Genomic DNA, 26,129 nt, shown 5'->3' with positions numbered 1-26,129 from the left:
CTGTGTCCCACACAGCGCTGTCGCCGGGCGCTGCGGCATGTTTCGTCTCCGGACGTCCCGCCGCCCGATGTCTCTTTCGACGTCCACGGCCGCTTTCGCGACGCGCCACGCCACGACGAACGACGTCACGACGTCCGGGTGATCTCCCGACGCTCTCCGGGTGATCTCACGTCCGGGTGGCCCGGGTGACATCCGTCTCGTGTCGCGTCCGTCGCGAAACTTCCGTACCCCCTGCCCCTCGCGTCCACGGACCTTGTGCCACTCGCAACGCCCCGACCGTCGTCACGGAAGGGGCCCGGTCAAGGCGTCGCGTACAGCACTCCCCCAGACTTCGTCCGGGGGGACCCCCAGGGCCATACCCATGTCGGCCGAGCAAACAAACCTGCCGGAGTGCAACCGATGACAGACGAAACGCGTCCCGCGCGCACCGCCGCTGTGATCCCCGCGGCGGGCCGGGGCGTACGCCTCGGCCCGGGCGCCCCCAAGGCGCTCCGAGCGCTGAACGGCACCCCCATGCTCATCCACGCCGTCCGGGCGATGGCGGCCTCGCGCGCCGTCTCCCTCGTCGTCGTGGTCGCCCCCTCCGACGGTGCCGCCGAGGTCAAGAACCTCCTCGACGCCCACGCGCTGCCCGAGCGCACCGACTACCTCGTCGTCCCCGGCGGCGAGACCCGTCAGGAATCCGTACGCCTCGGCCTCGAAGCGCTGCCCGAGGGCGTCTCCACCGTCCTCGTCCACGACGCGGCCCGCCCGCTGGTCCCCGTCGACACCGTCGACGCGGTCGTCGAGGCGGTACGGGACGGAGCCGTCGCCGTCGTCCCCGCCCTGCCGGTCGCCGACACCGTCAAGGAGGTCGAGCCCGCCGAGACGAAGGGTGACCCCGAGAGCGTCGTCGCCACGCCCGAGCGCTCCCGGCTGCGCGCCGTCCAGACACCGCAGGGCTTCGACTACGAGACCCTCGTCAACGCGCACGCGACCGTCGCCCTCACCGGTGACGGCGCCACCGACGACGCCGGCATGGTCGAGCGGCTCGGCGCGCCCGTCGTGGTCGTCCCCGGCCACGAGGAGGCGTTCAAGGTGACCCGTCCCCTCGATCTCGTACTGGCCGAGGCCGTACTCGCCCGCAGGAGGGCCAACGATGGCTTCTGACCTCCCCCTGATCCCGCGGACCGGCATCGGCACCGACGTCCACGCCTTCGAGAAGGGCCGCGAGCTGTGGTGCGCGGGCCTTCTGTGGGAGGGCGAGGAGTACGGGCTCGCCGGGCACTCCGACGGTGACGTCGCCGCCCACGCCGCCTGCGACGCGCTCTTCTCCGCCGCCGGCATCGGCGACCTCGGCGCCCACTTCGGCACCTCACGCCCCGAGTGGTCCGGCGCCTCCGGCGTCACCCTGCTCACCGAGGCCGCCCGGATCGTCCGCGCCGAGGGGTACGAGATCGGCAACGTCGCCGTCCAGGTCATCGGCGTACGGCCCAAGGTCGGAAAGCGCCGCGACGAGGCGCAGAAGGCGCTGAGCGCGGCCGTCGGCGCCCCCGTCTCGGTCTCCGGCACCACCACGGACGGCCTAGGCCTCACCGGCCGCGCGGAGGGCCTGGCCGCCCTCGCGACCGCCCTGGTCTACCGCCCGGCCTGACGCGCCCGACCGCCTCGGCGTACCGCGGGCCCGACGCGCCCGGCCGTCCCGGTCCACCGCCCCACCTGACGCACCGCCGGAAAAATCCCGCCCCGCGACCCGCAATCGGTCGCGGGGCACTACCACACGCCCACTACCCTGGAGTGGTGACTATTCGCCTGTACGACACCAGCGCCCGGCAGATCCGTGACTTCTCCCCGCTCACACCGGGCTGCGTCTCGATCTACCTCTGTGGCGCGACCGTCCAGGCCGCCCCGCACATCGGCCACATCCGTTCGGGGCTGAACTTCGACATCATGCGCCGCTGGTTCGAGTACCGCGGCTACGACGTCACGTTCATCCGCAATGTCACCGACATCGACGACAAGATCATCGCCAAGGCCGCCGACCAGGGCCGCCCCTGGTGGTCGATCGGCTACGAGAACGAGCGCGCCTTCAACTCCGGCTACGACGCCCTCGGTTGCCTCCCGCCCACCTACGAGCCCCGCGCCACCGGCCACATCACCGAGATGGTCGAGATGATGCGCGGACTCATCGAGCGCGGCCACGCCTACGAGGCCGACGGCAGCGTCTACTTCGACGTGCGCTCGTTCCCCGGCTATCTCGCCCTGTCCAACCAGGACATCGACGACCTGCGCCAGCCCGACGAGGGCGTCTCCGGCAAGCGCGACCCGCGCGACTTCGCCATGTGGAAGGCCACCAAGCCCGGCGAGCCCGACTGGGAGACGCCGTGGGGCCGCGGCCGCCCCGGCTGGCACCTGGAGTGCTCGGCCATGGCCCACAAGTACCTCGGCTCCGCCTTCGACATCCACGGCGGCGGCCTCGACCTGATCTTCCCCCACCACGAGAACGAGATCGCCCAGGCCAAGGCCTTCGGCGACGACTTCGCCTCGTACTGGGTGCACAACGCCTGGGTCACCATGAGCGGCGAGAAGATGTCCAAGTCGCTCGGCAACTCGGTGCTCGTCTCCGAGATGGTCAAGCACTGGCGCCCCATCGTCCTGCGCTACTACCTGGGCACCCCGCACTACCGCTCGATGATCGAGTACAGCGAGGAGTCCCTGCGCGAGGCCGAGTCCGCGTTCGCGCGCATCGAGGGCTTCGTCCAGCGCGTCACCGAGAAGGCGGGCAAGACCGTTCCGCCCGCCCCCGAGGTGCCGCCCGCCTTCGCCGAGGCGATGGACGACGACCTGGGCGTCCCGCAGGCGCTCGCGATCATCCACACCACCGTGCGCCAGGGCAACAGTGCCCTCGCCGCAGACGACAAGGACGAGGCCATCGCCCGCCTCGCCGAGGTCCGGGCCATGCTCGGTGTCCTCGGCCTCGACCCCCTCGACCCGCACTGGGCCGAGGAGAGCGACCGCGGCGAGGAGCTCCACGGCGTCGTCGACACCCTCGTACGGCTCGTGCTCCAGCAGCGCGAATCGGCCCGCGAGCGCAAGGACTGGGCGACCGCGGACGCGATCCGCGACCAGCTCGGCCAGTCCGGCCTCGCCATCGAGGACAGCCCCGACGGCCCCCGCTGGACGCTGGGCAACCGCTGATGATGTGCCGCTCGGGGAGCCGGGCGGCACACTTCACTTACAGACCTATGTACGCAACACCGAGGATTAGGTAGTCATGGCCGGGAACAGCCAGCGCAGGAACCGCCGCACGTCCAACAAGAAGGGCGCGACGGTCGGCAGCGGTGGCCAGCGGCGCAAGGGCCTCGAGGGCAAGGGCCCCACGCCGCCCGCCTCCGCCCGCAAGGGTCACAAGAAGAACCGCATCGCCAACGCCCAGGCCAAGCACGCCGCCGCCCGCCGCCCCGCACCGCGCCGCGGCGGCCCCAAGGGCACCTCGGAGATGGTCGTCGGCCGTAACCCGGTCTACGAGGCGCTGCGTGACGGCGTCCCCGCCACCACGCTCTACGTCCAGCAGTTCATCGACAACGACGAGCGCGTCCGTGACGTCCTCAAGCTCGCCGGCGACCGCGGCAACATCAACCTGATGGAGGCCCCGCGCCAGGAGCTCGACCGGATGACGAACGGCCTGAACCACCAGGGCCTCGTCCTCCAGGTCCCGCCCTACGAGTACGCGCACCCCGAGGACCTCACCGCGGCCGCCTACGACGCCCACGAGGACCCGCTGATCGTCGCCCTCGACGGCGTCACCGACCCCCGCAACCTCGGCGCGATCGTCCGCTCCGTCTCCGCCTTCGGCGGCCACGGCGTCGTCGTCCCCGAGCGCCGCGCCGCCGGCATGACCGCCGGCGCCTGGAAGTCCTCGGCCGGCACCGCCGCCCGCACCCCCGTCTCCCGCGTCACCAACCTGACCCGGGCCCTGGAGGGCTTCCAGAAGGAAGGCCTCACGGTCGTCGGCCTCGCCGCCGACGGCGAGCACACGGTGGAGGACCTGGAGGCGCTCGACGGCCCCGTCGTCATCGTCATCGGCAGCGAGGGCAAGGGCCTCGGCCGCCTCGTCGGCGAGACGTGCGACTACCGCGTCCGCATCTCGATGCCCGGTGGCGCCGAGTCGCTGAACGCCGGCGTCGCCGCGGGCATCGTCCTCTACGAGGTCGCCCGCCGCCGCGCGAACTGACCCGCGTACGCCATCCCCGGAAAGGGCCCAGCTCCCTGAGCTGGGCCCTTTCCCGTACACCCGCACACATGGCGCGATCTTGACGGGTCTCGGACATTCAGAGCCCGTCAAGGCAGTGTCCTAACCCCGCGTCACTCGGTTAGATGAGTGTGGACACCAGAACGCCCCGGCCGGGGTTCGACGATCAGCCCGCGCTGAGCATGCTCAAAGTGGATTCCGATCCCGCGCAGGTCATCGTGAACCACGCCAGCTTCCGTGTGCGGCTCGCGCCGGCCCAGCAGCCGAAGTTCGCCGCCGCCTCCCGCGGCCCGGCCCTCGCCGGAGCGGCGGCAGCGGCAGGTGGAGCCGCCGGCCGCCGCCGGCCCGTCGTATGGACCGGAAAGTCCGCGCCCGGAGCCACCGGACTGCTCCAGGCCGTGCGCGAGTCCTCCGTCTCCACGCTGGAGCCCCCCGCGCACCACGACGCCGGCGCCACCCAGGCCATCCCGCGCATCGACGACACCATGCCCACCCCCGTCGTCACCGCCGAGACGCCGCTCCTCCCCCCGATGCGGCGCGCCGAAGGCGCCTTCGACCACGCCTACGACAGCCCGTACGAGCTGTCCCGCGAGGGCACGTACGGGAACGGACGCGGGGACGACCCGAACGGCGACGAACTCCGCGGCCGCTCGCAGCGCCACGGCGCCGACCCCGTCCGGCACGCCTACTACCCCGGGCGCCGGATGAACCTCGGCGTCGTCCTCCTCCCGCTCCGCGTCTTCCTCGGCTTCATCTCCATCTACGCCGGCATGGGCAAGCTCTGCGACCCCGTCTACTTCGACGGCGGCGAGCGCGGCTCCATGGTCAAGTGGCTCCACTCGCTCAACCCCTGGGCCCTCGCCGAACCGCTCCGCGACTTCGCCCTCCAGCACCCGGTCGGCGCCGGCCTCACCGTCGCCTTCCTCCAGGTCGTCGTCGGCGTCCTCACCGTCCTCGGCCTCTGGCAGCGCGTCGGCGCCGTCATCGGCGCCCTGCTCTCCGCCGCGCTCCTGCTGACCGTCAGCTGGAAGTCCGTCCCCGTCTACGACTCCGCCGACATCATCTTCCTCGCCGCCTGGTCCCCGCTGATCATCGCCGGGGCGCCCGTCTACTCCATCGACGGCCGCCTCGCCGGCGAAGCCTGGCGCACCCTGGGACCCCGCTCCGAGCTGTGGGAGCTCCGCCGCCGCGTCCTGCGCCGCGGGGCGCTCGTCACCTCCGTCGTCGTCGGCCTCACGCTCCTCACCGGCTCCGTGCTCGGCGGGGCCGTACGGTCCACCGAGATGGTCACCGTGCCCGGCCCGAACGACGACCCGATCAACCACCTGCCCGGCCGGACGCTCCCGCAGGAGCCCGGCGAGCGCACCCCGTCCCAGTCGACCTCCACGCGCCCCAAGCCGTCGGCGACGGCCGGCGCGAGCGGCGAGCCCGAGGACGACAAGACGGCCTCGCCGAGCGAGACCGTACGGGAGACCGGCCGTACGGAGGAGAGCCGGCCGACCGCCACGCAGGGCACCGGCAGCCGTACGCCGACCCAGTCGCGCCCGGCGGCCCCGCCGTCCACCAGCTCCGGCCCGACGAGCTCGGGCGGCACGGGCAGCGGTGGCGGCACCGGCGGCACGACCGAGCCGACGAGCGGCGGCTCGTCGACGGGCGGCACGGGCGGCAACCGGAACCCGATCGGCGGCCTGCTGGGCTGACGCGGGGTTCCTGCACGAACAACGGACAACGAACAACGGACAACGGGCGGCACCGCGGGGACGCGGCGCCGCCCGTCGTCGTGCGGCCACGCGCCGGCTCGTACGGTACGAGGGGCGGTCAGGGCGGCACGAAGGCACGGCGGGGACGGCTCGAGCGCTCTCAGGCGGTACGCGCGGCGCTCGTCGGGGGGTACGGCGGTCAGGCCGTACGGAAGCGCTGCCAGGCCGCACGAATCACGGTGTCAGGCCGTACGCGTACTCGTCGCGGCGGACGAATTCGGCGAGGCCCTGCTCCGTGCCCGGCAGGGCTTGGCCAGGCGGGGCCAGCCGGGGCCGGCAGGGCCGCGGCAGGGCCGGCCAGGTGGGGCCGGCCAGGGGCGGCAGGGCTCTCAGCCGCCCTGTCCGGCCAGTTCCTTCGCGGCCTCGGTCAGGTCCTTCGCCGTGTCGATCGCCCGCCAGTAGGCCCCCTGGGGCAGCGGGAAGCCCGCGAGGCGGCGCTCCCTGGCCAGCCGGGGGAACGTGGTGCGCTCGTGGTCGCCCCGGTCCGGGAGCAGCTCGGTGAAAGCGGCGGAGAACACGTACACGCCCGCGTTGATGAGGAACGGCGACGGCGGCGCCTCGATGAAGTCGGTGATGTGCCCGAACGTGTCGGTCTCGACGGCGCCCCACGGGATCCGGGGGCGGGCGAGGGCGAGGGTCGCGGTGGCGTCGCGCTCGTCGTGGAACGCGGCCATCTCACGCAGGGAGAAACGGGTCCAGATGTCGCCGTTGGTGGCGTACCAGGGCTGTCCGGGCTCCGGCAGGTGCGCGGCGGCGTACTTGAGGCCGCCGCCGCGGCCGAGCGGCTCGTCCTCGACGACCGTCTTCACGCGCAACGGCAGATCGGCGGAGGCGAGCCACTCCTCGAGCACCTCGGCCAGATGTCCGCAGGACACGACGGCGTCCGTCACGCCCTCGGCGGCGAGCCAGGACAGCTGATGGCCGATGATCGGGGTCCCGGTGCCGGGGATCTCGACCATCGGCTTGGGGCGGTCGTCGGTGTACGGGCGCAGGCGCGAGCCCTGGCCGCCCGCCAGGACCACGGCCTGCGTCGGGGAGGTATCCATACCGCGAACGATATGCGTACCTCGGGAAGCGGCCGTTCAGCGTCGTCAGCGTCTTCGGCGTCGCTGGATCAGTGGGCGGGGCGGCGGCTCAGCTGGCGTACATCACGCCGGTCGCGAACGAGGTGTCGCAGACCGGGCGCGAGTAGGACTGGGCGCGGGTGGGGCCGTAGTGGCGGACGGCCGCCTTGCCGAGGGCGCGCGCGATGGACATGCAGTGCTTGGCGAGGGACGGGCTGTTCTCGACCTCGCGCTGGAGGTGGGTCAGGGCCGTTCCGGGGTCCTTCTCCTGAAGCTCTGCGAGGAGCCGGTCGCGCAGAATATCCTGCGGGGCACGGGACTTGGCGGGGACGGAGACGTCCTCCGAGGATGCGGTCAGCATCTGGGTGTCGGAGCCCTGGCCGGCCCACGGAACGGCGGACACCGCGAGCGTTCCGGAGAGCACCAGGACGACGGGCAGGACGAGGGCGAGAGAGCGGCCGATACGGCGGGCAGTGTGCGTCACGGAGGCGAGCGTAGCGGCCGGTGATGATATGGCGACATTTAGTCACTCTCGCGGGGGATGGTTCGAGGCGAAAATTCGAATCCCGTGTTGACGCCGGTGTCTGAATTGGCGGCTATGCCGGGGTATTTGTCGACATAGGCGAACGGCCCCGCATCTGCAAGAGATGCGGGGCCGTTCGGCAGTACAGGCTCAGGCTCAGCCGGAGAGGCGCTCACCCGTCGAGGTGGAGAAGACGTGCAGCTCGTCCGGGCGCGGCACGACGTGGAGCGTGGAGCCCTTCTCGGGCACGGCACGGCCGCCGACGCGGACGACCAGGTCCTTGTCCTCGCTGCCGACGCGGGCGGAGCCGTAGACGTAACCGTCGGCGCCGAGCTCCTCGACGACGTTCACGGAGACGGCCAGGCCCTCCTTGCTGGTGGCACCCGACACGTCGAAGTGCTCGGGGCGGATGCCGACCGTCACGGTCGTGTCGCCCTTGGCGGAGGCGGCGGAGAGCGCGTCACGGGAGACCGGGACGATGCTGTTGCCGAACTTCACGCCGCCCTCGGTGATGGGCACCTCGACCAGGTTCATGGCGGGGGAGCCGATGAAGCCGGCGACGAAGAGGTTGGCGGGGCGGTCGTACATGTTGCGCGGCGAGTCGACCTGCTGGAGCAGACCGTCCTTGAGGACGGCGACGCGGTCGCCCATGGTGAGGGCCTCGACCTGGTCGTGCGTGACGTACACCGTGGTGATGCCGAGCCGGCGCTGGAGCGACGCGATCTGCGTACGGGTGGACACACGGAGCTTGGCGTCGAGGTTCGACAGCGGCTCGTCCATGAGGAAGACCTGCGGCTCGCGCACGATCGCGCGACCCATGGCCACACGCTGCCGCTGGCCACCGGAGAGAGCCTTGGGCTTGCGGTCGAGGTACGGGGTGAGGTCGAGGATCTTCGCGGCCTCTTCGACCTTGGCGCGGATCTCGCTCTTGTTGACGCCGGCGATCTTGAGGGCGAAGCCCATGTTGTCGGCGACGGTCATGTGCGGGTACAGCGCGTAGTTCTGGAACACCATGGCGATGTCCCGGTCCTTCGGCGGCAGGTGCGTGACGTCGCGGTCACCGATGCGGATGGAGCCGCCGTTGACGTCCTCCAGGCCGGCGAGCATGCGCAGCGAGGTGGACTTGCCGCAGCCGGACGGACCGACGAGGACGAGGAACTCGCCGTCCTCGATCTCGATCTCGAGCTGGTCGACGGCGGGCTTGTCGGAACCCGGGTAGAGCCGGGTCGCCTTGTCGAACGTGACAGAAGCCATGGTGATGAATCCCTTCACCGGCAGGAACGTGCCGGACGATCCGAGTAAAGGAAGGATTGAGGTCTAGTCCACCGAGGCGAACTCCGGGTGACGCTACCCGCCGGCACGCGATCTGTCAGCAGTCCCGGTCCGTGAAATTGCCGACCACGGCGGGGTGGGGGTTGGTTACACTGCACTCGCTGCCTCCTTAGCTCAGCTGGCCAGAGCACCGCTCTTGTAAAGCGGGGGTCGTCGGTTCGAACCCGACAGGGGGCTCAAGGGCGAAGACCCCCAACCGATCATGGTTGGGGGTCTTTGACATCTACGGGTGACATCCACGGGGGTGGTCAGGGACGGTCGGGCCTTGGACGCAGTCACCTGAGGAGCCGCTCCACCGGGCTCAGGGGACATCCCGTGGTTCGTTCGGCTCAGCGATCCGGGAGGCGGCCATGTCCCACGGGGTCGGCTCTGCCACGTCTTCATGATCATCGGTTGAAGCCGAACCCGTTCCCGCTCATCACAGCAGCCGAGCGGTGCATATGGACGTCACGAACTGCACGCTGATCGGTGACTCGCCCACGGACATCCAGGCCGCTCACGCCGCCGGGACAACGGTCATCGGCTACGCCAACAAGCCCGACAAGGCCGGCCTGTTCGCCGAGGCGCAAGCCGACGCGATCACCGACGACATGCAGGCCATGGCCGACGCACTCACCACGGCGTAGCCGAGGACCAACGGGGGAGCTGTTACAAGTTTCTCTACCTCATCAAGGCACTCGCCGCGCACGGCGCGGCGCGTGCGGCCCGTCGTCCGGGCCGCCGCTCCTGTCTGCGCCCCGCTCCGGCCAGGCCGCCGGCCGCACGCCTGACGGCTCGGATTGATGGTGGGGAACCACGATGCGGCCCGGCCGAGTGCGCGAGGTGCGGGTCAGGGAGATGCCTCCGGCGGGGGCGCTCAGGCTCCGGGATGCCGGGGGATCCTTACGCGAGTACCGGCGCGTGGGTGGTTGAGGCGGGGGACTCCCATCCCGTCTGCCATCGACCCAGGACAAGCCGAGCAGACATGGCACCGGGCGTCCAGGTCGTTCGTACAGTGGCGCCCTCCACCTGGACGCCCGGCACCGCGCCCGCTCCACATACGTGTGGGTCGACGGCAGACGGGATGGGAGCTGAGGTAAGTGGTGGTCACCCTCGCGACGTCATCCGCCTGGCGAGGTCATCTCGTCGGTACCGAGAGCGCGGTCCAGTTCCAGCTGGGCGACATCGGCCTTGAGATGGTCCCTCTCCCGCCGAAGGGCAGGCGGCTGAATGACGCAGCGTCGTAACGGATGAAACCGACGCCGCGTTAGGCCAGCCATGAAGATCACCAAGGCGCGCGCCGCCACCCTCATCGCCACTGCCTTCTTCGCCGCGCTGCTCGCTTCCCCCTCGGCATCCGCCGCCGACGGCCCGCTGGGAGGCGTGGCACTGGGGGGAGGACTGGTCGGCGGCGTTGTCGACGAGCTGGGCGAAACCGCCGGCGCCGCTGTCAAGCAGACCGCCGCAGGAGTCCCCGCTGTGCTGCCCCTTCTGACTGGGGCCGTGCCGACGATGTCATGAAACAGCGCATCGAGCTCTGACCGCGTGCCAGTTGCGTGCCAGACAGAGCGGGGAACGACGGTCAACGGCGGGTGCCGCTGGGAGCCGCAAGGTTCCCGCCGCCACCCATATCCGCTGGTCAGTGACCTATAAGCGGGTGGAAGATCGGTGATTCCCAAGCTCATGGCATGCGTTCGAGCTCCTGCACACAGGCTTGTCGACGACCCAGTGTCAGACCCGGATGGCACGGTAGGCGGGCAGGCATGCGGATGGGGGGAGCGGAACATGACGGTGATTCCGAGTGGGCGGCGGATGGAGCAGGCAGCAGTGAACGCCTTGCGCACTCTCCTGCAGAGTCACGATCACGTCGTGGAGGAGATCTCAGGGCAGAACGACTACGGCGAGGACCTGTACGTCACCTTCGCTGACGCTGGACGGGTGACCAATGACGTCATCAAGGTTCAGGTGAAGGGCGGCATCTCATGGAGAAGGGCATACGGCTACGCAGTACCAGTGCGACAGCATTCCGAGACTTGGGCAAACGGCAACGTCCCCGTCTTCTGCGTCGTCTTTGATCCGGGCACAGAGCAGCTGTACTGGGCGAACGCTACGAAGCAGCTCCGTGTTGGAGGGCAGAAGGGCCAGCGGCCGCGCACCATCAGGCTGTCCAGGACATCGGTGCTGGACACCAACACCGTGGCGGACTTCGTGAATGAGGCCCGTGCGTACGTCGGCGGGTACCGAGGCCGGAACGCGGTCCTGAGTCATCTCGGAGAGATGGCAGGCGTCGTCTTCGATCGCTCGGACCATGTCCTTCACTGGGTCAATGAGTTCGACGAGCAGTTGATCTTCTGGCAGCGCCCTGGGGAGTTCTATGCCACGCTCCTTCACAGCGACCTCGACTGGGATCCAATCCCGATCACGCCCAGCGGGCTGCTCCTGCCGGGCGCCTGGTCTCAAGGCCTCGATTTCGGCGGAGACTTCCCAGAGGAGCTGCGGCAGAGCTCGCCAATCGCAGCCATCAGTGGGGTGATCCTGAACATGCCGGAGGCCCTGTGGCTCGCCTCCTGTTTCTCCGCTACAGAGCGGGCACGGCGAGGGGCTGAGGTGCCGAGATGAGAGCAACCAACCGCGCACACGCTCAGCCGCGGCCAAACTGGGACGTCAGCGGCTCATACCGCAGGTCACAGGCACAGCAGCCCGAACACAGCGAGCGTCGCGGGTTGCTTCGGGACGGAGGTCGCCGTGCCACATCCGTGCCAGATCGTGCGGGGACTCAGGGGGAACGAAGGGCGTCTACAGAGCCTGGGCAGTAGGTGAGCTAGCGCCCAACCTTGCAGCTCCGGCGCGGGTGCGCCTTCCCCCTCTCCTAAAGCGGGTGCCGCAGGTTCGAATCCTGCCGGGGGCACAAGCGAGAAGACCCCCAGCCGACCATGGCTGGGGGCTTAGGCAACTACGCCGGACATCGACGGCGGTCCGCCGCCGGGGCCGCGCCTTGCTCAGGTCTGGTCGGGCGCGAGCCCGGTGGCGAGTGGCGCGCCCTTCCGCGGGGTTGGAGCGGCTCGATGCTGCGGGTCGGACACGGTGGGTACGCCGGGCCGGCCGCCCTGCGAGGGTACGGATCCGGATCCGGCCGATCGGCCCGGTGCCGGCCGTCGCGTCCCGCGCTGTGTTGCGCGTCGCCACAGGTGAGGCAGGAAGGTGTAGAAGCGGTCGGGGAGGAACACGGCGTCCGCAACGATCATCGCGCCGGAGAAGAGGGGCAGCCCCATGAGGACGGCGATACCGACGTGCATGCCGAGCAGCACGGCCAGAACGGGATACTTGAGCCTGCCGAAGAGCACGAACGGGAACGCGACCTGCAGGAGCACCGTCACGTAGCCGACGATCGCGATCGCCATCGGGTACTCGTCCACCAAGTGGGAGAGCGCGGGCCAGGGCTGGAACAGTTCGAGGTTCAGCGCGTAGTGGAGAGCGGTGCCGCCACCCCAGGTCGGGCCTTGGACCTTGTACAGGCCGGCTGATCCGTAGAGGAAGCAGACCTGTGCCGCGATGACGAACATCGCGCAGTTGTGCACCACCGTGGTCAAGGTGATCCGAGCGTCCCGGAGTTGCTGCGCGTAGAGGCTCTTCACCGGATCCGTCGTATTGCCCGCACGTGCCGCCCTGAGCCGTTCGCGGCGTGCGTCCAGGGACCAGCGGCGGCCGCAGGCGGTGAGGACGAGGTAGAGGGCCATCAGCAGGACCAGGTTGTCACCCCCGTCCGTCATGAAGATCGCTCGTGCATGGAACGAGGTCACCACGACGGCGAAGAGGACGGACATGACGCGGGTCCGCCAGCCCAGCGTGAAGAGCGCGGACGTGACGACTGCCAGTACGTAGCAGAGCTCGAAGTAGGCACGACTGTCGGACAGGATCAGGATGCTGTTCCAGCCCGTCTGGTCGAAGAGCTGTGCTGCCAGCGCGGGCGTCCAGGGCGAGTCGGGGCCCCAGATCTCTGCGCGGTGCGGAAATTCGCGGAGCAGAAAGATCAGGTAGAGCAGCCCGTACCCGATGCGCAGAACCGAGGCGGCGTACAGGGAGACCGGCCTGCCGGTGAGAAGCGCCCACAGAACGGCGATCCGGTCGCCGAGCCACCGGCGGGCAGTGCCGACGAGCGAAGTCCCGTCGCCGGCGGTCCGGTGCGGTGCGGCTGCCGTGGAGGACTGGGGGATCTGCTCATTTCCCATGGGGGGTCACCTTCCACCAGGGCAGGAGTCGGTTCTCGGTGGGCGCCGGCGGGGGGCTGCCCACGGGTGTGCCGGGTGCGGCGATGGGCAGCGTGATGACCCGGAGCTGAATGAATTCGAAGGTGCCGCCGTCGTTGTGGGCGGCGACGCGGTCGGCGGCGATGTTGCTCAGATACTTCTGCAGCATCACGGCCCGGTCCGAGCGCGCCGTGTCGCTTCCTCCATGTGTTTCGACGTAGGAGCTCCAGGCGCGGCGCAGAAGGTTCTGCGCCGTGTGGCTCGGAAATGCATTGTGCTCGACCGCGGAATTGTCCACGGCGGCGAGGTCGAACCAGGGACTCACCCGTACCGATCCATTGGAGTCGGTGTGTGCGGTTCTCGCCAGGACCTGCCGGTTGAAGGAGTCCGGGTCCGGGGCGAAAAGCCTCCAATTCTGTTCGAAGAGGGGGTACACCCATCCGTTTACCTGTGCGCTGTACCGCTTCGACACGGGGTTGGAGGGGGCCACGTGCAGGAACACCATGACGACGTGGACCAGGGTGGTCACCAGACACAGGAGAACGGCGGTTTGCAGCGCTGTCTTCAGCGCACGGGCACCGATGGGCCGCCTGTCCGGCGTACTCCCTCTGTCATGACGTGGTGGGGAGACCGGATCGGAATCGGACTGCTGAAGTTCCTCCACGGCCGCTGATTCAATTCCGCTCGACACCGCCCACCCTGTCTTTCTCTTATGTGTTGATCGCGCCCGAGGTCACTGCGACTCTCACCGACGGCGCACGGCGCACGGCGCACGGCGCGCGGCGGATTCGGTGAGGATTCCGCCGCGCGCCGCTATGTGATGAACCGGCTTCGAGCAGGCTGCCGCCTAGACCTCGTGGTCCGTGGGCTTGTCGGCGTAGCCGAAGTGTCCGTGCGGCTGCTCGCCGTGGCCGTCATGGCCGTCGTGGCCGTGGCCCGGCTTGCCCGGTCCCTCGTGGTCCCCGTGACCCGGACCGCCGTGGTCCCCGTGACCCGGTCCGCCCTGCTCCGGTCCGCCGTGGTCCGGCTTGCCGCCGTGCCCGCCGGTGACGGCCCCGCCGGTCGTGTTCCCTGCGGTGATACCCGAGGTGTCCCCACCCGTGGTGTTCCCGGCGGTGTTGCCCGCGGTGTTCCCGGAGGTGTTGCCGGAGATGTTGCCCGAGGTGCCGCCGCTCACGAGGCCGACGCTCGGTCCGCCGATGAGGCTGCCGCCGATCAGGCCCAGGGTCGTACCCGTCGTCGCCCCGGTCGTGGTGCCGGTCGTCGTGCCTGCGGTCGCCCCGGTCGTCGTTCCCGCGGTCGCCCCGGTGGTCGTTCCCGCGGTCGCCCCGGTGGTCGTGCCGGCCGTCGTCCCACCGGTGGCGCACCCGCCGAGGAAGATCCTGTTGTTGTCCATCGTCACCTGGCCGTTACGGGCCAGCGCACGGCCCTCGATGTTCGTTCCCGTTCGCAGGAAGATCGAGGTCAGAGCCATGATGGTGCCGACGAAGGTGGTGTTCGTGTTGAGTTCCGCCGAACTACCGATCTGCCAGAACACGTTGCACGGCGAAGCGCCGTTGGTAAGGAGGACCCGGCTGGACGTTGCCGTCGTCAGGGCTGTTGGAATCTGGAACACCCAGACCGCATTGGGGTTACCCCCCGGCGTTCAGGACCAGGTCGCCGGTGAGTCCGACACTGCCGGCGGGGTCCCTCGTGTAGACGCCCGGAATCAGCTCTGTGGGGCCGGACGTCCCTGAGCCGATCGCCGCCGGAAGGTCGAAGTCCTCGGCCTGCCCGGCAGCTTGGTTGTACGCCACGATCAGATCGCTCTTGGCCTGGAGGGCCGCGGCGTCCGCAGCGTGCACGGCGCCGAGCACTCGGCCGGGCGGGAATCCGGTGATGGACGGGTTCGGGTGCGTCCCGAGGTCGTGGTCGATCACCGTGGGACCGGTGTTGGTGACTCCCTGACCTGCCAGAACCGAGTAGCTGGCGGTGGTGCCCAGGGGTACGGGTGTCGCGATGGCCAGCGCCTGAGTCGGCGCAATGGCGACCATCACGGTGGCAACCGTTGCGGCGAGAGCTGAGGCCAGTCCGCCGGACAGAACGCGGCGATTAGCCGATTGCGGGATGTGCAGCTTCATCAAGAGGCCAATTTCTGTGGGGGGCCGTGGCATGCCGGGCCCTACCGGGTCACCCGGAAGCCTTCTAGCTGTCGCCGCATATTACGCGGGAAATTTCACATGCCGACGCCGAGTAAGGGCAGGAGGGGGGATTAATACAAACACATTCAACGACGCGAAGCGCGATGAAAATATTCAAACTCGTATCGTCGATAATCCTGCATTACCCCGAAAAGCAAAGCTCGACCAGCTCATGCGGCGTAGGACCGCACATATGCCCAATAAATCCAACCCCGCCGCGCTTGGAGGGATGCCGCCGACCGGGTGATCTCACGAATGCCGCCGGAACGGGCGTGGCGATCGGCGCATCCGCCGGGCCGTCTGTGGGCCGTGCAAGGGATGCAGCCGCGGACAGCTCCTCGTGGACCGGCAAGGGGCGGTATACCGCCTTGAGGTCGTCGGCCTGGTCGGACGGGCGAAGGCAGCGCCGTCACGGCGGTGACGAGGGTTCTCGTCACCACGTGACGGCGGAGAGGGCGAGGACCAGAGTGGTGCTGGTTCGTGTGCTCGCCCTTTTGCGGGAGGGAGTTCCGTCAGCCGAACAGGTCGTACGAACCCGAGGCGAAGAGGGTGGTGGCGACCCGGGCCCGCTCGAACGGGGTGGTGCGCGCGCCGGTGCCCCGGAAGAGGTACGTCTTGCCGGTGGCGGCCTCGACGGCGAGCAGGTCGTTCCTGCCGTCGTCGTCGTAGTCGCCCGCCCCGACGAACTTGCTGTAGCGGCCGAAGCCTTCGCGGAGGCGGGTGCGGCCGGTGAAGGTGCCGTCGCCCTTGCCGAGGTACATCCATGTGACGCCGTCCGCGTCGCGGGTGACGAGGTCGCCGTGCGCGGCGCCCGCGATGTTGCCCGTGGCGGTGAGCTGGTTGTAGATGCCCCAGCCGGAGCCGATCTTCTTGCGGGTGTCGAAGGGCTTGGAGGCGCTGCCGGTGGCCTTGTAGAGCCACAGGACGCCCGTCTTGTCGGCGGCGACGACGTCGGGGCGGCCGTCGCCGGTGAAGTCCGAGCCGCCGGTGATCTTGTCGTAGGTCTGCCAGCCGCCGCCGACCTGGACGCGGTCGGCGAAGCCGCCGAGGCCGTCGCCCTGGTGGAGCCAGAGCACGCCCGCCTTGTCGCGGGCGACGACGTCGGCGTGGACGCTGCCGGCGACGTCGCCGGTGGTCTCGATGCGGTCGTAGATCTGCCAGCCGCTGCCGACCTGGGTCTCCGGGACCTCGAACTCGGTTCCGGAGCCCCAGCGGCGGGAGCGGACCGAACTGTCCGACCACAGGACACCGGAGGCGTCGCGGGCAAGCAGGTCGGGCGAGCCGTTGTCGTCGAAGTCGTGCTGCTTCGGCGTGCGCGTGACGGTGAAGGTGCCGGACCTGTTCAGAGCGGGGCCGAGACCGGACAGGGGCTCGGCGGTCAGCTCCCAGGTGTAGTCGCCGTTGTAGGCGATGCGGGTGTCGGGCGAGCCGAACTCGTTCCCGTTGCCGAACGTTCCCACCCACTCGGGGCCCATGGGGAAGCCGTCCGCGTAGTCGGTCCTGCTCCCGTCCATGCTGCGGCCCTGGGCGAAACCGTTCGAGGTCCAGTCGAAGGTCTTGCCGGAGCGGACGTGCCGCAGCCGCACCGTGGCCTTGGTGTCCCAGTGGTTGAGGAACCACTTGAACGAGACGTCGGAGTGCCGGTCCAGGTCGACGGGGTTCCGCATCAGGGGCTGCCGCAGTTCCGCGGTCTCGGTCGGCGAGCCGTTGCTCGCGACGAGGGTGGTGGCGAGCCGGCCGTCCGCGCCGAGCTCGACGCGGTGGACGCCCTGGCCCTTCCCCAGCCGGCCGCCGCTGGCCAGGACGCCGCCGTCGGCGTCCCGCGTCATGGTCTGGAAGTAGTCGAGCAGCTCGACCGGCGCGGCGTCGTCGGTCAGGTTCCGGGCGCGCAGGCCGTAGCCGGGCGTCAGATCCCGGCCGGCCCGCAGGGGCAGCCCGTCGAGGAGCCAGTCGCCCACCAGCTGCACCTCGGCGGTGCGGGGCATCCGGCCGAGTTCGACGGTCTTCCGCTCGGCCGTGCCCCGGGTGAGGACGACCGCCTGCGCCGTGCCGGTCGCGGCGTCCCGCTCCGCCCAGGCCACATGGGTGTCCGAGAAGGTGAGCGAGGAGGCCGACGCCGGGACCGCGTAGATCTCGGTGACCGCCCCCGCCGCGAGGTCCACCAGACCCTGGTTCCGGGTGCCGTCCGCGTCGGTGAAACCGACGACGCCGTACTTCGCGGTGCCGGGACGGACCGAGAAGTCCTCGGCCCCGGCGGGCAGGCCGGTGACCTGGCGGCCGCCCTGGGCCGTGTGGGCCCACAGCGCACCCGCGGCGGCGAGCGAGGTGAAGACGTACGGGCCGGCGATGCCCACCGCCTTGCCGTGGCCCGCGGGCAGCTGGTAGCGGGCCCCGGTCGCCATGTTGACCACGGTGTCGGTCACGTCGTCGACGAACTGGTCGCCGCCGACGGCCGAGACCGACGTCGTGTAGCGGCTCAGGCTGTAGGACCTGCCGTCCTTGTAGCTCGTCCAGGCGCGGACGTCGCCGTTGAACCAGAGGCTGTCGAAGAATCCGGCGCTGCCGGCCTCGTCGACCACGAAGTTCAGGGCCACCCGCGTCACGCCCTCTTGCGTCGCGGTGCCGGTCACCGTGTCCGCCGCGGTGGCCGGGACGGATAGGGCTCCGGCGCCGAGGGTGACGGCGAGGACGGTGGCCACGGAGGCCGCGGCGCGGCGGGTGACACGTACAGGAAGCACGGGCTCTCCAGACGAAGACGGGTCGGTCCGCGAATGAGAGCGGACGGACCCGTATGACAATCGATCAGGAGAAAGGGTTGTACGACCCGCTTTCGAAGAGGGTGTGGTAGAGGGCGTGGTGGAGCGGGTCAGGCTGAACGGGGGTGTACAGCCGGCCCGCGCCCTCGTGTCGCGTAGGCGATGACCGCGGAGGCGCCGGCGCTCACGACGGAGCTTCCCACCATGACCATCCCCACTCCGATGACGAAGAGGCCGCTGGCGTCGTCCGACCAGTCGTAGAAGGCGGCGACGGTCAGGCCGACGGTGGTGCCGATGACAGCGCCGGCGAAGTGGCGCCGGGACGCCGCCCAGTACACGGGTGCCAGCAGAGTCAGCACGAGCCCGATCACCTGCCACGCCTCGTAGGGGCCGGTCGTGGAACCATCCGGATGTACGTCCCGATGCTGGTCCCAGCCCAGCCAGGCAGCCCACACCGCCGACGTCACCAGGGCCAGTACGAGCGTCACCAGCAGTGGGTTGTCGAGCTTCCGTAGTTGTCGTCGCATGGCCCAAGCGTTCCGGCTCGCCGCGAAGGCGCCCAGAGCGCAGGTACTCACCGCACCCGAGTACTTCAGGCTCGATGCCGTGGGTGACAAGGAAGCAGAAGCCCGCACCGGCTCCCTCGACCGGGCGGCGAAGGCCCCCGACCGGTCGTGGTCGGGGGGCCTTCGCCGTCTGCTGGTGACATCAGCGGGCCGGGTCCCGCCCGGCCCTGTGGTGGGTCAGGAGACGTGGTTGTACGGGCCTCCGGTCAGCACCGGGCTGGAGATCCGGCCGGCGAAGGGCTTCCGGTAGTCGCCGGTTCCGGCGTAGAAGTAGCCGGTGTTGCCCGGGCCGTACGCGTACAGGTCGGGGCGGCCGTCGTTGTTGGCGTCGCCGATGCCGATGGTGTCGGTGTACGCGTTCCAGCCGCCGCCGATCTGCTTGCGTGCCGCGAACGTGCCGTCGCCCTTGCCGAGGTAGAGCCAGAGCACGCCGTTCCTGTCGCGGGCGACGAGGTCACCGGCCGCCGCACCGCCGATGTTGCCGGTTGCCGTGATCTGGTTGTACGTCCCCCAGCCGCTGTTGCCGATCTTCTGACGCTTGGCGAAGGGGACGCTGACGTCGCCGGTGTTCTTGTAGAGCCACAGCGCACCGGCCTTGTCGGTGGCGACGAGGTCGAGGCGGCCGTCGCCGTTCAGGTCGCTGCCGCCGGTGATCTGGGTGTACGTGTTCCAGCCGCCGCCTATGGACTTCCGGGCCGCGAACGACGCCCCGTAGCCGTTGCCGGTCACGTCGTACAGCCAGAGGACGCCGCTCTTGTCCCGGGCGACGAAGTCGGCGGAGCCGCCGCCGATGCCGCCGACGGTCTCGATCCGGTCGTAGATCGACCAGCCGCGGCCGATCTCGCCGGGCGAGTACTTCGCGACGAGGGTCTTCTTGGTGGTGTCGTACGTGGTGCGGGCCAGCGACAGCACGCCCTGGGCATCACGGGCGAGCAGGTCGGGGCTGCCGTCCCCGTCGAGGTCGTGCGGGGAGGGGATGTTCTTGGCGGCGGTGAAGCTGCCGGAGGCCTCCACGGCGGGGCCGACGCCGTTCTGCGGGCGGGCCGTGAACGACCAGTCGTACGTCCCGACCTCGGCGTCCTTGCCCATCTGGGACTCGGCCGCGATCTCCGACCACTGGATGCCGAAGACCCCGTCACCGTAGTAGTTGGGGCTGCCGGCGGACTCGCTGTAGAGGTGCAGCGTCTTGGAGAACGACTTGCCGGTCGCCCGGTGGGTGATCTTCAGGTCGACATCGGCGTTCTCCCGGGACAGCTTCCACTTGAGGGGCGCATGGCCGGCCATGTCGAAGGTGTGCGGGATCTGCGTACCGAGGTGGAGGAGCTGCACCGGCTTCCCGTTGGAGGCGACCAGCTCGGCGGCCGGCTTGCCGTCCGCGCCGAGGGAGATCCGGTAGAGCCCGTCGCCGTGCTGAACGGTGCCACCGCGCACGAACAGCGTGTTGTCCGGGCCGGGCTGGACCGACTGGACGTAGTCGACGAGCTTGACCGTCTCGCCCGAGGTCAGGGACTTCGCCGTGAAGGGCACCAGCGGTCGCGTGTCGCCCGTGCCGTCTCCCCCCAGGAGCCCCGGGGTCCCGTGCATCTGCCACGAGCCCAGCAGGCCGACGGCCATGGCCTCGCCCTCCCAGAGACCGAAGTCGGTCACGGTCTCGACGCCGGTGGCACGGTCCACGGTGTAGACCTTGCCCCCTTCCTCCGCCCAGACCAGGTGCGTGGCGGAGAGCGAGCTCCCGCTGGTGTAGTAGGCCTCGGTCTCGTGGGTGGATGCCACCTTGGCGGCGGCGAGGTCCACCACGGCGTACTCGTGCCGCCACGTCGCGGGGGACGTCGCGTTCCTCAGGGTGTAGCGGACGAGGACCGAGCCGTCACGCGCAGGGCTGGAGGTGATGTTCGAGGCCCCGGTCGGGATGCCTTCGACCTTCCGTTGCGTGACGGTGTCGCCGGTGCGGGTGACGAGGTGCAGCTCCGCGGATTCGTCGTCCTTCGCCACCTGCGCAAGGACCGTGTCCTTGGAAACGGCCTTCACGTAGGTGCCGTTCAGCGGGCGGAGGTCGATCGTGACGGTCCTGCCGCCGTCGGCCATGTCGCGGAGCTTCACGACCAGGGAACGGCTGGGGGTCGTACCCTGCCCGGTCATGATCACGTCGGATCCGGTGGCGTCGGCCACCGGGGCGTCGATGACGGTGCTCGAACCGTCCGCGAAGCGGGTCCACTTGAAGACCGGAGCCGAGGTCGGCTGTTCCCGCCCCTGGGTCAGGAATCCGGTCTTTCCGGCCGCGCTGAACGAGAACGCGTTCGTCGGGTACGGGACGGGAGCCGTCTCCGTCCCCGCCTCTGCCGTCACGGCGGCGGGCATCGGGGCGGCGGTGGCCGGGACGGACAGGGCGCCCGCACCGAGCGTGACAGCGAGGACGGTGGTGATCGCGGCGGAGACGCCCCGACGGGGTGTGCTTGCGGAGATCAAAGGTTCCTCCAATGGAAATCGGATCGACGCGTGATCCTGCTAGCGCCGTTCATGAGACTCCCGTTCGAACCGGAGGGTTGTACGCGTGTGAAGTCCGCACAGAAATAACCGAGTTGCCGAAGGCCCGGTACGGAAGGGCGGCGCGGGTCGAGCAGCCGATCGAGGTCCGGGGGACCTGGGGCCTTCGGGCTGGTGGGGGGCGTTGTGGGTCAGCGGCCCGAGAGTTTGTCGGCGATCGTGGCGATGCGGGACGTCTCCGCGCCGTGGCCGGTGATTTCCTGGCGGTCCGCCGTGCGGTAGGCCGCGTACATCGCCTGGACGCCGAGCCAGCGCAGGGGTTCCGGTTCCCACTTGCGGACCTTGTGGTTGACCCACGGGAGCGCGGTGAGGTCGGTGGGGCCCGACTGGCCGGAGTCCTGCTGGATGAGGTCGCGCAGGGTGCGGGCCGCGAGGTTGGCGGTGGCGACGCCCGAGCCGACGTAGCCGCCGGCCCAGCCCAGGCCGGTGGAGCGGTCGAGGGTGACGGTGGCGCACCAGTCGCGGGGGACGCCGAGGACGCCGGACCAGGCGTGGTCGATGCCGATGCCGGCGAGGCTCGGGAAGAAGCCGACGAGGATGTCGTGCAGGGCCTCGACCGTCTGGGGCTGGGTGCGGCCGTCGTTGTCCGTCTTCGAGCCGTAGCGGTAGGGGACGCCCCGGCCGCCGAGGGCGATGCGGCCGTCGGCGGTGCGCTGGGCGTACATGTAGGCGTGCGCCATGTCGCCGAGGGTTTCCCGGCCCTCCCAGCCGATGGCGTCCCATTGGGCGTCGGTGAGGGGCTCGGTGGCGATCATGGACGAGTTCATGGGGAGCCAGGTGCGGCGCTGGCCGGTGAGGGAGGCGGTGAAGCCTTCGGTGCAGCGCAGGACGTAGGGCGCGCGGACGGTGCCGTACGGGGTGATCGCGTGCTTCGGCTTGATCTCGGTGACCGGGGTCGACTCGTGGATCGTGACGCCCAGCGCTTCGACCGCGTCGGCCAGGCCCTTGACCAGTTTCACCGGGTGGAGGCGGGCGCCGTGGGGGGTCCAGGAGGAGCCGACGGCGCCGGTGACGCGGATGCGGTCGGCGGTCTCGCGGGCGCCGTAGAGCTCGCGCTCCTTCTCGCCGAAGGCGATCTCGACGGCGTGGAAGGCCTTGAGGCGGGCGAGCTGGGCGGGGGAGTGCGCGATCTCCAGGACGCCGCCGCGGTGGATGTCGGCGTCGATGTCCTCGGCGGCGCAGACCTCGACGATCTCGGTGACGGTGTCGTTCATGGCGTGCTGGAGGCGGACGGCGGCGTCGTGGCCGTGGAGCTTGGCGTAGCGGTCGCGGCCGGCGATGCCGTTGTACAGCCAGCCGCCGTTGCGGCCGGAGGCTCCGTAGCCGCAGAACTTGGCTTCGAGGACGGTGATGTTGAGGAAGGGGACGGCCTTCTTGAGGTAGTACGCCGTCCAGAGTCCGGTGTAGCCGCCGCCGACGATGCAGACGTCCGCCGTGGCGTCCCCGGGCAGGGGCTCGCGCGGGGCGGGGGTGCCTTCCTGCGCGTACCAGAACGAGATGCCGCCGTTGACCGTGCTGCTCCTGCTGACCATGGGCGGGAGGGTACTGGATGGCCGGGGGCCTTGGACCCCTGGATCGGGGTCTTTCGGCGGGGTGGGCGGGGTGGGGGTCCGGCCTAGGTTCGATGGTGCGGATTTCGTCGTTCCGAAAGGACCTTTTCATGCCCGTACGCAGGAGTGTTCGTGCTGTCGTGGCGCTGGCGGCGGCGGGGGTGGTGGGGCTCGGGGCGGCGGGGTGTTCGGCGTCGTCCGTGGCTTCGTCGCCGGCGTCGTTCTCGACCGCCGCGGCCGGGCTCACGACGGTGGTCGAGGGTCCGAGGATCGTCGTCGGCGACGCGGCGGCTCCGCACACGGCGACGGTGTTCCTGGACCCGCGGTGCAGCTACTGCGCCAAGTTCGAGGAGAGCGGGGGCGTGGCGCTCGCGGAGGCGGCGGCCGCGGGGAAGGTGCGGATCTCGTATGTCGTCGCGTCGTTCCTGGACGCGCGCAGTGGCGGGACGGCTTCGGCGCGGTCGGCGAACGCGCTGCGGGCGTCGGTGGAGGCGGGGAGGTTCGCGGAGTTCCAGGCGGCGGTGCTCGCGAGCGGTGGGGCGGAGGACCCGTTGCGGGTGGCGGACGGGGTGGAGGGGTTGCGGGGCGCGGAGTTCGACCGGGCGGTACGGGAGGAGTCGTACCGGGACTGGGTGGCGTCGGCCGAGCGGGTCTTCGAGGAGTCGGGGGTGGGCGGGACGCCGACGGTGCTGCTCGACGGGCGGGAGGTGGGTGTGGGCGGTGCGCTGTACGACGAGGCCGCTTTTGCACGGGTGCTGCGGGACGCGGGTGTGTCGGGTGTGCCGGGTGTGTGAGGGGCCGTCGGCGGCCGTCTCCTGCGGGGTGCGGTCGGAGGGATAGCGTCGGCGTGTGATCGGGATTCCGGCGGAACTGGTGGCGTCGCAGGCGAGGTTCAACGGGGAGGCGGGACGGGCGTTCGTGGCGGCGTTGCCGGGGCGGGCGCGGGAGTTCCTGGACCGGTGGGGGCTGCGGGTGACGGGGCCTTCGATGTACGGGATGGCGTCGCTGGTGCTGCCGGTGACGCGCGGCGCGGACGGTGTGCGGGCGGCGCTGAAGATGCGGTTGCTCGACGAGGAGAGTGCGGGGGAGGCGACGGCGCTCCGGGTGTGGGACGGCTCGGGCGCGGTACGGCTGCTCGCGGAGGACCCGGGGACCGGCACGCTGTTGCTGGAGCGGCTGGACGAGGGCCGGCATCTCTCGGCGCTGGACGACGCGCGCGAGGCGGTGCGGATCCTCGCGGATCTGCTGAGCCGGCTGGTGGCGGTGCCCGCGCCGGAGGGGATGCGGGGGCTGGGGGACATCGCGGCGCGGATGGTGGCGGAGACCCCGGGTGCGGCGGTGCGGCTGGGGGCGGAGGACGCCGCGTTGCTGTGGGACTGTGCGGCGGCGGTGCGGGAGGTGATGGGGGAGCCGGGGGACCGGTTGCTGCACTGGGATCTGCACTACGACAACGTCCTGGCGGCGGAGCGTGAGCCGTGGCTGGCGATCGATCCGAAGCCGCTGGTGGGGGACCCGGGGTTCGATCTGCTTCCGGCGCTGACGAACCTGTGGGAGGCGGATCCGGCGGCGGGGACGCTGTGGCGGTTCGATCTGCTGACGGAACGGCTGGGTCTTGACCGGGGGCGGGCGCTGGCGTGGACGCTGGGCCGGGTGCTGCAGAACGGGCTGTGGGACGTACGGGACGGGGAGGCGGCGCTCGATCCGCACCACGTGTCCATCGCGCGGACGCTGTTGGCCCGAGGCCGCTGACGGGGTGCAGGCTGGGCGCATGATTCGTGTCGCCACACCCGCCGATGTCCCTGTGATCCACGCCATGATCCGTGAGCTCGCGGAGTACGAGAAGTCGCTGGACGAGGTCCGCGCGACTCCCGGGCAGCTCCATGAGGCGCTCTTCGGCCCGCGTCCGGCGGCCTTCGCGCACATCGCGGAGTCCGACGAGGGCGAGCCGGTGGGCTTCGCGCTGTGGTTCCTGAACTTCTCGACCTGGCGCGGTGTCCACGGCATCTACCTGGAGGACCTGTACGTCCGCCCGTCGAGCCGTGGCGGCGGACACGGGAAGGCGCTGCTGGCGGAGCTGGCGCGGATCTGCGTGGAGCGGGGGTACGAGCGCCTGGAGTGGTCGGTCCTGAACTGGAACACGCCGTCGATCGACTTCTACGAGTCGCTGGGCGCGCGTCCGCAGGACGAGTGGACGGTGTACCGGCTGACGGACGACGCCCTGCGGGGGCTCGGGACGGGCGGGAGGAGCGGGGACGTCAGCGGGGACGTCAGCGGGGCGGGGGCCCGCTGACGTAGGTCGCTTCCTAGGGCTACGGGATGTCGCTTCCCGGGGCCGGGGCCGGGGCTACGGGATCAGGACCACCTTGCCGATCGTGCCCCGGGTCTCCAGGGCGCGGTGGGCCGATGCCGCCTCCGCGAGGGGGAAACGGTGGACCGCCGGGCGGAGGGTGCCGGCGGTGGCGGCGGCGAGGGAGGCGAGTTCGAGGTTGCGGACGTCGCCGCCCGCCTTCTGGAGCATGACGGGGCCGAGGACGGACTCCGAGGTGATGCCCCGGGCCGCGAGTTCCTCGTCGGTGAAGGTGAGGGGTTCGCCGTCGTGGAGGCCCGCGCCGGACCAGCCGAAGACCACGTGCCGGCCGCCCTTGCCGAGGAGGTCGACGGCCGCGAGGCCGGTGGCGCCGCCGACGGAGTCGAAGACGACCGTGGCGGTCCTGCTGCCCAGGAAGGCGCGGACCTGGTCCGGCCAGTCGGGGAGCTTGTAGTCGACCGCCAGGTCCGCCCCGTTCTCCTTGACGAGGGCGACCTTCTCCGGGCCGCCCGCGAGGCCGATGACGGTGGCGCCGGCGTTCTTCGCGTACTGGACGAGGAGCGTGCCGATGCCGCCGGCCGCGGCCGGGACGACGGCGATCGAGTCCGGGCCGAGTTCGGTGAACTGGAGGATGCCGAGCGTGGTGCGGCCCGTGCCGATCATCGCGACGGCCTCCGCCTCGCCGAGGTGGTCCGCCAGGGCGTGCAGGCGGCCGGCGTCCACGACGGCGAGTTCGGCGTAGCCGCCGGGGGCCATGCCCAGGTGGGCGACGACGCGCTTGCCGAGCCAGGACGGGTCCGTGCCCTCGCCGAGCGCGTCGACGGTGCCTGCGACCTCGCGGCCGGGAATCGTGGGCAGCTCGGCGGGGGCGGGGAAGGGGCCGGTCGCGCCGAGGCGCAGGGCCGTGTCGAGGAGGTGGACACCGGCCGCGGTGACCGCGATCCGCACCTGTCCGGGGCCGGGAGCCGGGTCCTCGACTTCTTCGTACGTGAGGTTCTCGGCCGGGCCGAAGGCGTGGAGACGGATCGCGTGCATGGTGGGCTCCCCGAAGAGTCGGTCGGTGTGGGCCGTACGTGGTGACGACCCACA

At 70.5% G+C, this 26,129-nt stretch carries 24 protein-coding genes and 1 tRNA gene; 12 read left to right on the top strand and 13 right to left on the bottom strand.

Translation table 11 applies throughout. The features are described 5' to 3' along the window. Positions 1–399 precede the first annotated feature (399 nt). The 4 genes from ispD (at position 400) to rlmB (ending at position 4,213) form a co-directional block, all read left to right on the top strand. Entirely contained in the window at positions 400–1,149 is a 750-nt protein-coding gene (ispD, locus tag ACFY8U_RS34490; protein WP_361436934.1) for a 2-C-methyl-D-erythritol 4-phosphate cytidylyltransferase, read from the top strand. After that, positions 1,139–1,633 carry a 2-C-methyl-D-erythritol 2,4-cyclodiphosphate synthase gene (gene ispF, locus ACFY8U_RS34485; RefSeq protein WP_361676518.1) on the top strand — a complete coding sequence of 165 codons (495 nt, stop codon included), beginning with the start codon at positions 1,139–1,141 and terminating at the stop codon, positions 1,631–1,633. Before ispD ends, ispF begins: the two co-directional genes overlap by 11 nt. Positions 1,634–1,779: 146 nt before the next feature. Next, positions 1,780–3,177 carry a cysteine--tRNA ligase gene (gene cysS / locus ACFY8U_RS34480; RefSeq protein WP_361599012.1) on the top strand — a complete coding sequence of 466 codons (1,398 nt, stop codon included), beginning with the start codon at positions 1,780–1,782 and terminating at the stop codon, positions 3,175–3,177. Positions 3,178–3,253: 76 nt separating this feature from the next. Continuing rightward, on the top strand, positions 3,254–4,213 hold the full coding sequence (rlmB, locus tag ACFY8U_RS34475) for a 23S rRNA (guanosine(2251)-2'-O)-methyltransferase RlmB (protein WP_361436940.1): 960 nt from the start codon (positions 3,254–3,256) through the stop codon (positions 4,211–4,213). Here rlmB and ACFY8U_RS34470 read toward each other — a convergent pair. Next, positions 4,183–4,281 (bottom strand): MYXO-CTERM sorting domain-containing protein, encoded by a 99-nt coding sequence (locus tag ACFY8U_RS34470; protein WP_389576085.1) that lies wholly within the window; start codon positions 4,279–4,281, stop codon positions 4,183–4,185. The genes rlmB and ACFY8U_RS34470 overlap by 31 nt on opposite strands. A 75-nt stretch (positions 4,282–4,356) precedes the next feature. Between ACFY8U_RS34470 and ACFY8U_RS34465 the strand changes: the two genes are divergently transcribed. Further along, complete coding sequence (locus ACFY8U_RS34465; RefSeq protein ID WP_389576084.1) at positions 4,357–5,931, top strand: DoxX family membrane protein; 1,575 nt, start codon at positions 4,357–4,359, stop codon at positions 5,929–5,931. A 389-nt stretch (positions 5,932–6,320) separates the two neighbouring features. Here the strand turns inward: ACFY8U_RS34465 and ACFY8U_RS34460 are convergent, their stop codons facing one another. The 3 genes from ACFY8U_RS34460 to ACFY8U_RS34450 all read right to left on the bottom strand — a co-directional run bounded on the left by ACFY8U_RS34460 (position 6,321) and on the right by ACFY8U_RS34450 (position 8,832). Beyond that, the gene (locus tag ACFY8U_RS34460) at positions 6,321–7,037 is read right to left on the bottom strand and encodes an NDP-sugar synthase (RefSeq protein ID WP_389576083.1); all 717 of its coding nucleotides are present in this window, start codon (positions 7,035–7,037) and stop codon (positions 6,321–6,323) included. Positions 7,038–7,125: 88 nt separating this feature from the next. Further along, positions 7,126–7,539, bottom strand: coding sequence for a hypothetical protein (locus tag ACFY8U_RS34455; RefSeq protein ID WP_361436948.1), 414 nt, complete (start codon positions 7,537–7,539; stop codon positions 7,126–7,128). Between the two features lie 195 nt (positions 7,540–7,734). Further along, a complete protein-coding gene (locus tag ACFY8U_RS34450; protein WP_361599003.1) occupies positions 7,735–8,832 on the bottom strand; it encodes a sn-glycerol-3-phosphate ABC transporter ATP-binding protein UgpC in 1,098 nt (365 codons plus the stop codon). 181 nt (positions 8,833–9,013) lie between these two features. Here ACFY8U_RS34450 and ACFY8U_RS34445 point away from each other — a divergent pair. The 4 genes from ACFY8U_RS34445 to ACFY8U_RS34430 all read left to right on the top strand — a co-directional run bounded on the left by ACFY8U_RS34445 (position 9,014) and on the right by ACFY8U_RS34430 (position 11,508). Continuing rightward, positions 9,014–9,087: transfer RNA gene (locus ACFY8U_RS34445), tRNA-Thr, on the top strand. A gap of 263 nt (positions 9,088–9,350) precedes the next feature. Then, complete coding sequence (locus ACFY8U_RS34440; RefSeq protein ID WP_389576082.1) at positions 9,351–9,536, top strand: HAD family hydrolase; 186 nt, start codon at positions 9,351–9,353, stop codon at positions 9,534–9,536. Positions 9,537–10,167: 631 nt separating this feature from the next. Next, positions 10,168–10,410: a hypothetical protein gene (locus ACFY8U_RS34435; RefSeq protein WP_389576081.1), complete on the top strand. Its 243-nt coding sequence runs from the start codon at positions 10,168–10,170 to the stop codon at positions 10,408–10,410. A gap of 264 nt (positions 10,411–10,674) precedes the next feature. Next, complete coding sequence (locus tag ACFY8U_RS34430) at positions 10,675–11,508, top strand: DUF4365 domain-containing protein (protein ID WP_389576080.1); 834 nt, start codon at positions 10,675–10,677, stop codon at positions 11,506–11,508. 380 nt (positions 11,509–11,888) lie between these two features. Here the strand turns inward: ACFY8U_RS34430 and ACFY8U_RS34425 are convergent, their stop codons facing one another. The 8 genes from ACFY8U_RS34425 to ACFY8U_RS34390 form a co-directional block, all read right to left on the bottom strand. Beyond that, positions 11,889–13,118, bottom strand: a complete 1,230-nt coding sequence (locus ACFY8U_RS34425; RefSeq protein WP_389576079.1) for an HTTM domain-containing protein — start codon at positions 13,116–13,118, stop codon at positions 11,889–11,891. Then, positions 13,108–13,800, bottom strand: a complete 693-nt coding sequence (locus tag ACFY8U_RS34420) for a DUF5819 family protein (protein ID WP_389576078.1) — start codon at positions 13,798–13,800, stop codon at positions 13,108–13,110. Before ACFY8U_RS34420 ends, ACFY8U_RS34425 begins: the two co-directional genes overlap by 11 nt. Before the next feature lie 183 nt (positions 13,801–13,983). Beyond that, positions 13,984–14,751, bottom strand: coding sequence for an ice-binding family protein (locus ACFY8U_RS34415; RefSeq protein WP_389576077.1), 768 nt, complete (start codon positions 14,749–14,751; stop codon positions 13,984–13,986). 16 nt (positions 14,752–14,767) lie between these two features. Beyond that, the gene (locus ACFY8U_RS34410; RefSeq protein WP_389576146.1) at positions 14,768–15,169 is read right to left on the bottom strand and encodes an ice-binding family protein; all 402 of its coding nucleotides are present in this window, start codon (positions 15,167–15,169) and stop codon (positions 14,768–14,770) included. A gap of 659 nt (positions 15,170–15,828) precedes the next feature. Next, positions 15,829–18,054, bottom strand: coding sequence for an FG-GAP repeat domain-containing protein (locus ACFY8U_RS34405; RefSeq protein ID WP_389576076.1), 2,226 nt, complete (start codon positions 18,052–18,054; stop codon positions 15,829–15,831). Between the two features lie 128 nt (positions 18,055–18,182). After that, positions 18,183–18,599 carry a hypothetical protein gene (locus tag ACFY8U_RS34400; protein ID WP_389576075.1) on the bottom strand — a complete coding sequence of 139 codons (417 nt, stop codon included), beginning with the start codon at positions 18,597–18,599 and terminating at the stop codon, positions 18,183–18,185. Positions 18,600–18,815: 216 nt separating this feature from the next. Then, entirely contained in the window at positions 18,816–21,104 is a 2,289-nt protein-coding gene (locus ACFY8U_RS34395) for an FG-GAP repeat domain-containing protein (protein ID WP_389576074.1), read from the bottom strand. 209 nt (positions 21,105–21,313) lie between these two features. Then, positions 21,314–22,714 carry an NAD(P)/FAD-dependent oxidoreductase gene (locus ACFY8U_RS34390; RefSeq protein ID WP_389576073.1) on the bottom strand — a complete coding sequence of 467 codons (1,401 nt, stop codon included), beginning with the start codon at positions 22,712–22,714 and terminating at the stop codon, positions 21,314–21,316. Positions 22,715–22,842: 128 nt separating this feature from the next. Here ACFY8U_RS34390 and ACFY8U_RS34385 point away from each other — a divergent pair, with 128 nt between their 5' ends. Genes ACFY8U_RS34385 through ACFY8U_RS34375 form a run of 3 tightly spaced genes read left to right on the top strand, consistent with a single transcriptional unit; the run spans position 22,843 to position 25,022 of the window. Then, a complete protein-coding gene (locus ACFY8U_RS34385; RefSeq protein WP_389576072.1) occupies positions 22,843–23,526 on the top strand; it encodes a DsbA family protein in 684 nt (227 codons plus the stop codon). Positions 23,527–23,581: 55 nt separating this feature from the next. Beyond that, positions 23,582–24,481: an aminoglycoside phosphotransferase family protein gene (locus tag ACFY8U_RS34380; protein WP_389576071.1), complete on the top strand. Its 900-nt coding sequence runs from the start codon at positions 23,582–23,584 to the stop codon at positions 24,479–24,481. A 19-nt stretch (positions 24,482–24,500) separates the two neighbouring features. Then, the gene (locus ACFY8U_RS34375) at positions 24,501–25,022 is read left to right on the top strand and encodes a GNAT family N-acetyltransferase (RefSeq protein ID WP_389576070.1); all 522 of its coding nucleotides are present in this window, start codon (positions 24,501–24,503) and stop codon (positions 25,020–25,022) included. A 54-nt stretch (positions 25,023–25,076) separates the two neighbouring features. On the opposite strand, the gene ACFY8U_RS34370 is transcribed toward ACFY8U_RS34375, so the two are convergent. After that, positions 25,077–26,075 carry a zinc-binding dehydrogenase gene (locus ACFY8U_RS34370; protein WP_389576069.1) on the bottom strand — a complete coding sequence of 333 codons (999 nt, stop codon included), beginning with the start codon at positions 26,073–26,075 and terminating at the stop codon, positions 25,077–25,079. Positions 26,076–26,129 lie beyond the last annotated feature (54 nt).

Origin of the sequence: Streptomyces sp. NPDC012508, assembly GCF_042902595.1 — a bacterium.
GTDB lineage: Bacteria > Actinomycetota > Actinomycetes > Streptomycetales > Streptomycetaceae > Streptomyces.
This window is presented reverse-complemented; position numbering and strand designations above follow the sequence as displayed.

Excerpts from the sequence above, each read along its gene's own strand:
- ispD (WP_361436934.1), top strand. The coding sequence starts at position 400 with ATGACAGACGAAACGCGTCCCGCGCGCACCGCCGCTGTGATCCCCGCG.
- ispF (WP_361676518.1), top strand. The coding sequence starts at position 1,139 with ATGGCTTCTGACCTCCCCCTGATCCCGCGGACCGGCATCGGCACCGAC.
- rlmB (WP_361436940.1), top strand. The coding sequence starts at position 3,254 with ATGGCCGGGAACAGCCAGCGCAGGAACCGCCGCACGTCCAACAAGAAG.
- ACFY8U_RS34465 (WP_389576084.1), top strand. The coding sequence starts at position 4,357 with ATGAGTGTGGACACCAGAACGCCCCGGCCGGGGTTCGACGATCAGCCC.
- ACFY8U_RS34460 (WP_389576083.1), bottom strand. The coding sequence starts at position 7,037 with ATGGATACCTCCCCGACGCAGGCCGTGGTCCTGGCGGGCGGCCAGGGC.
- ACFY8U_RS34450 (WP_361599003.1), bottom strand. The coding sequence starts at position 8,832 with ATGGCTTCTGTCACGTTCGACAAGGCGACCCGGCTCTACCCGGGTTCC.
- ACFY8U_RS34440 (WP_389576082.1), top strand. The coding sequence starts at position 9,351 with ATGGACGTCACGAACTGCACGCTGATCGGTGACTCGCCCACGGACATC.
- ACFY8U_RS34435 (WP_389576081.1), top strand. The coding sequence starts at position 10,168 with ATGAAGATCACCAAGGCGCGCGCCGCCACCCTCATCGCCACTGCCTTC.
- ACFY8U_RS34430 (WP_389576080.1), top strand. The coding sequence starts at position 10,675 with ATGACGGTGATTCCGAGTGGGCGGCGGATGGAGCAGGCAGCAGTGAAC.
- ACFY8U_RS34425 (WP_389576079.1), bottom strand. The coding sequence starts at position 13,118 with ATGGGAAATGAGCAGATCCCCCAGTCCTCCACGGCAGCCGCACCGCAC.
- ACFY8U_RS34410 (WP_389576146.1), bottom strand. The coding sequence starts at position 15,169 with ATGGTCGCCATTGCGCCGACTCAGGCGCTGGCCATCGCGACACCCGTA.
- ACFY8U_RS34400 (WP_389576075.1), bottom strand. The coding sequence starts at position 18,599 with ATGCGACGACAACTACGGAAGCTCGACAACCCACTGCTGGTGACGCTC.
- ACFY8U_RS34390 (WP_389576073.1), bottom strand. The coding sequence starts at position 22,714 with ATGGTCAGCAGGAGCAGCACGGTCAACGGCGGCATCTCGTTCTGGTAC.
- ACFY8U_RS34385 (WP_389576072.1), top strand. The coding sequence starts at position 22,843 with ATGCCCGTACGCAGGAGTGTTCGTGCTGTCGTGGCGCTGGCGGCGGCG.
- ACFY8U_RS34375 (WP_389576070.1), top strand. The coding sequence starts at position 24,501 with ATGATTCGTGTCGCCACACCCGCCGATGTCCCTGTGATCCACGCCATG.
- ACFY8U_RS34370 (WP_389576069.1), bottom strand. The coding sequence starts at position 26,075 with ATGCACGCGATCCGTCTCCACGCCTTCGGCCCGGCCGAGAACCTCACG.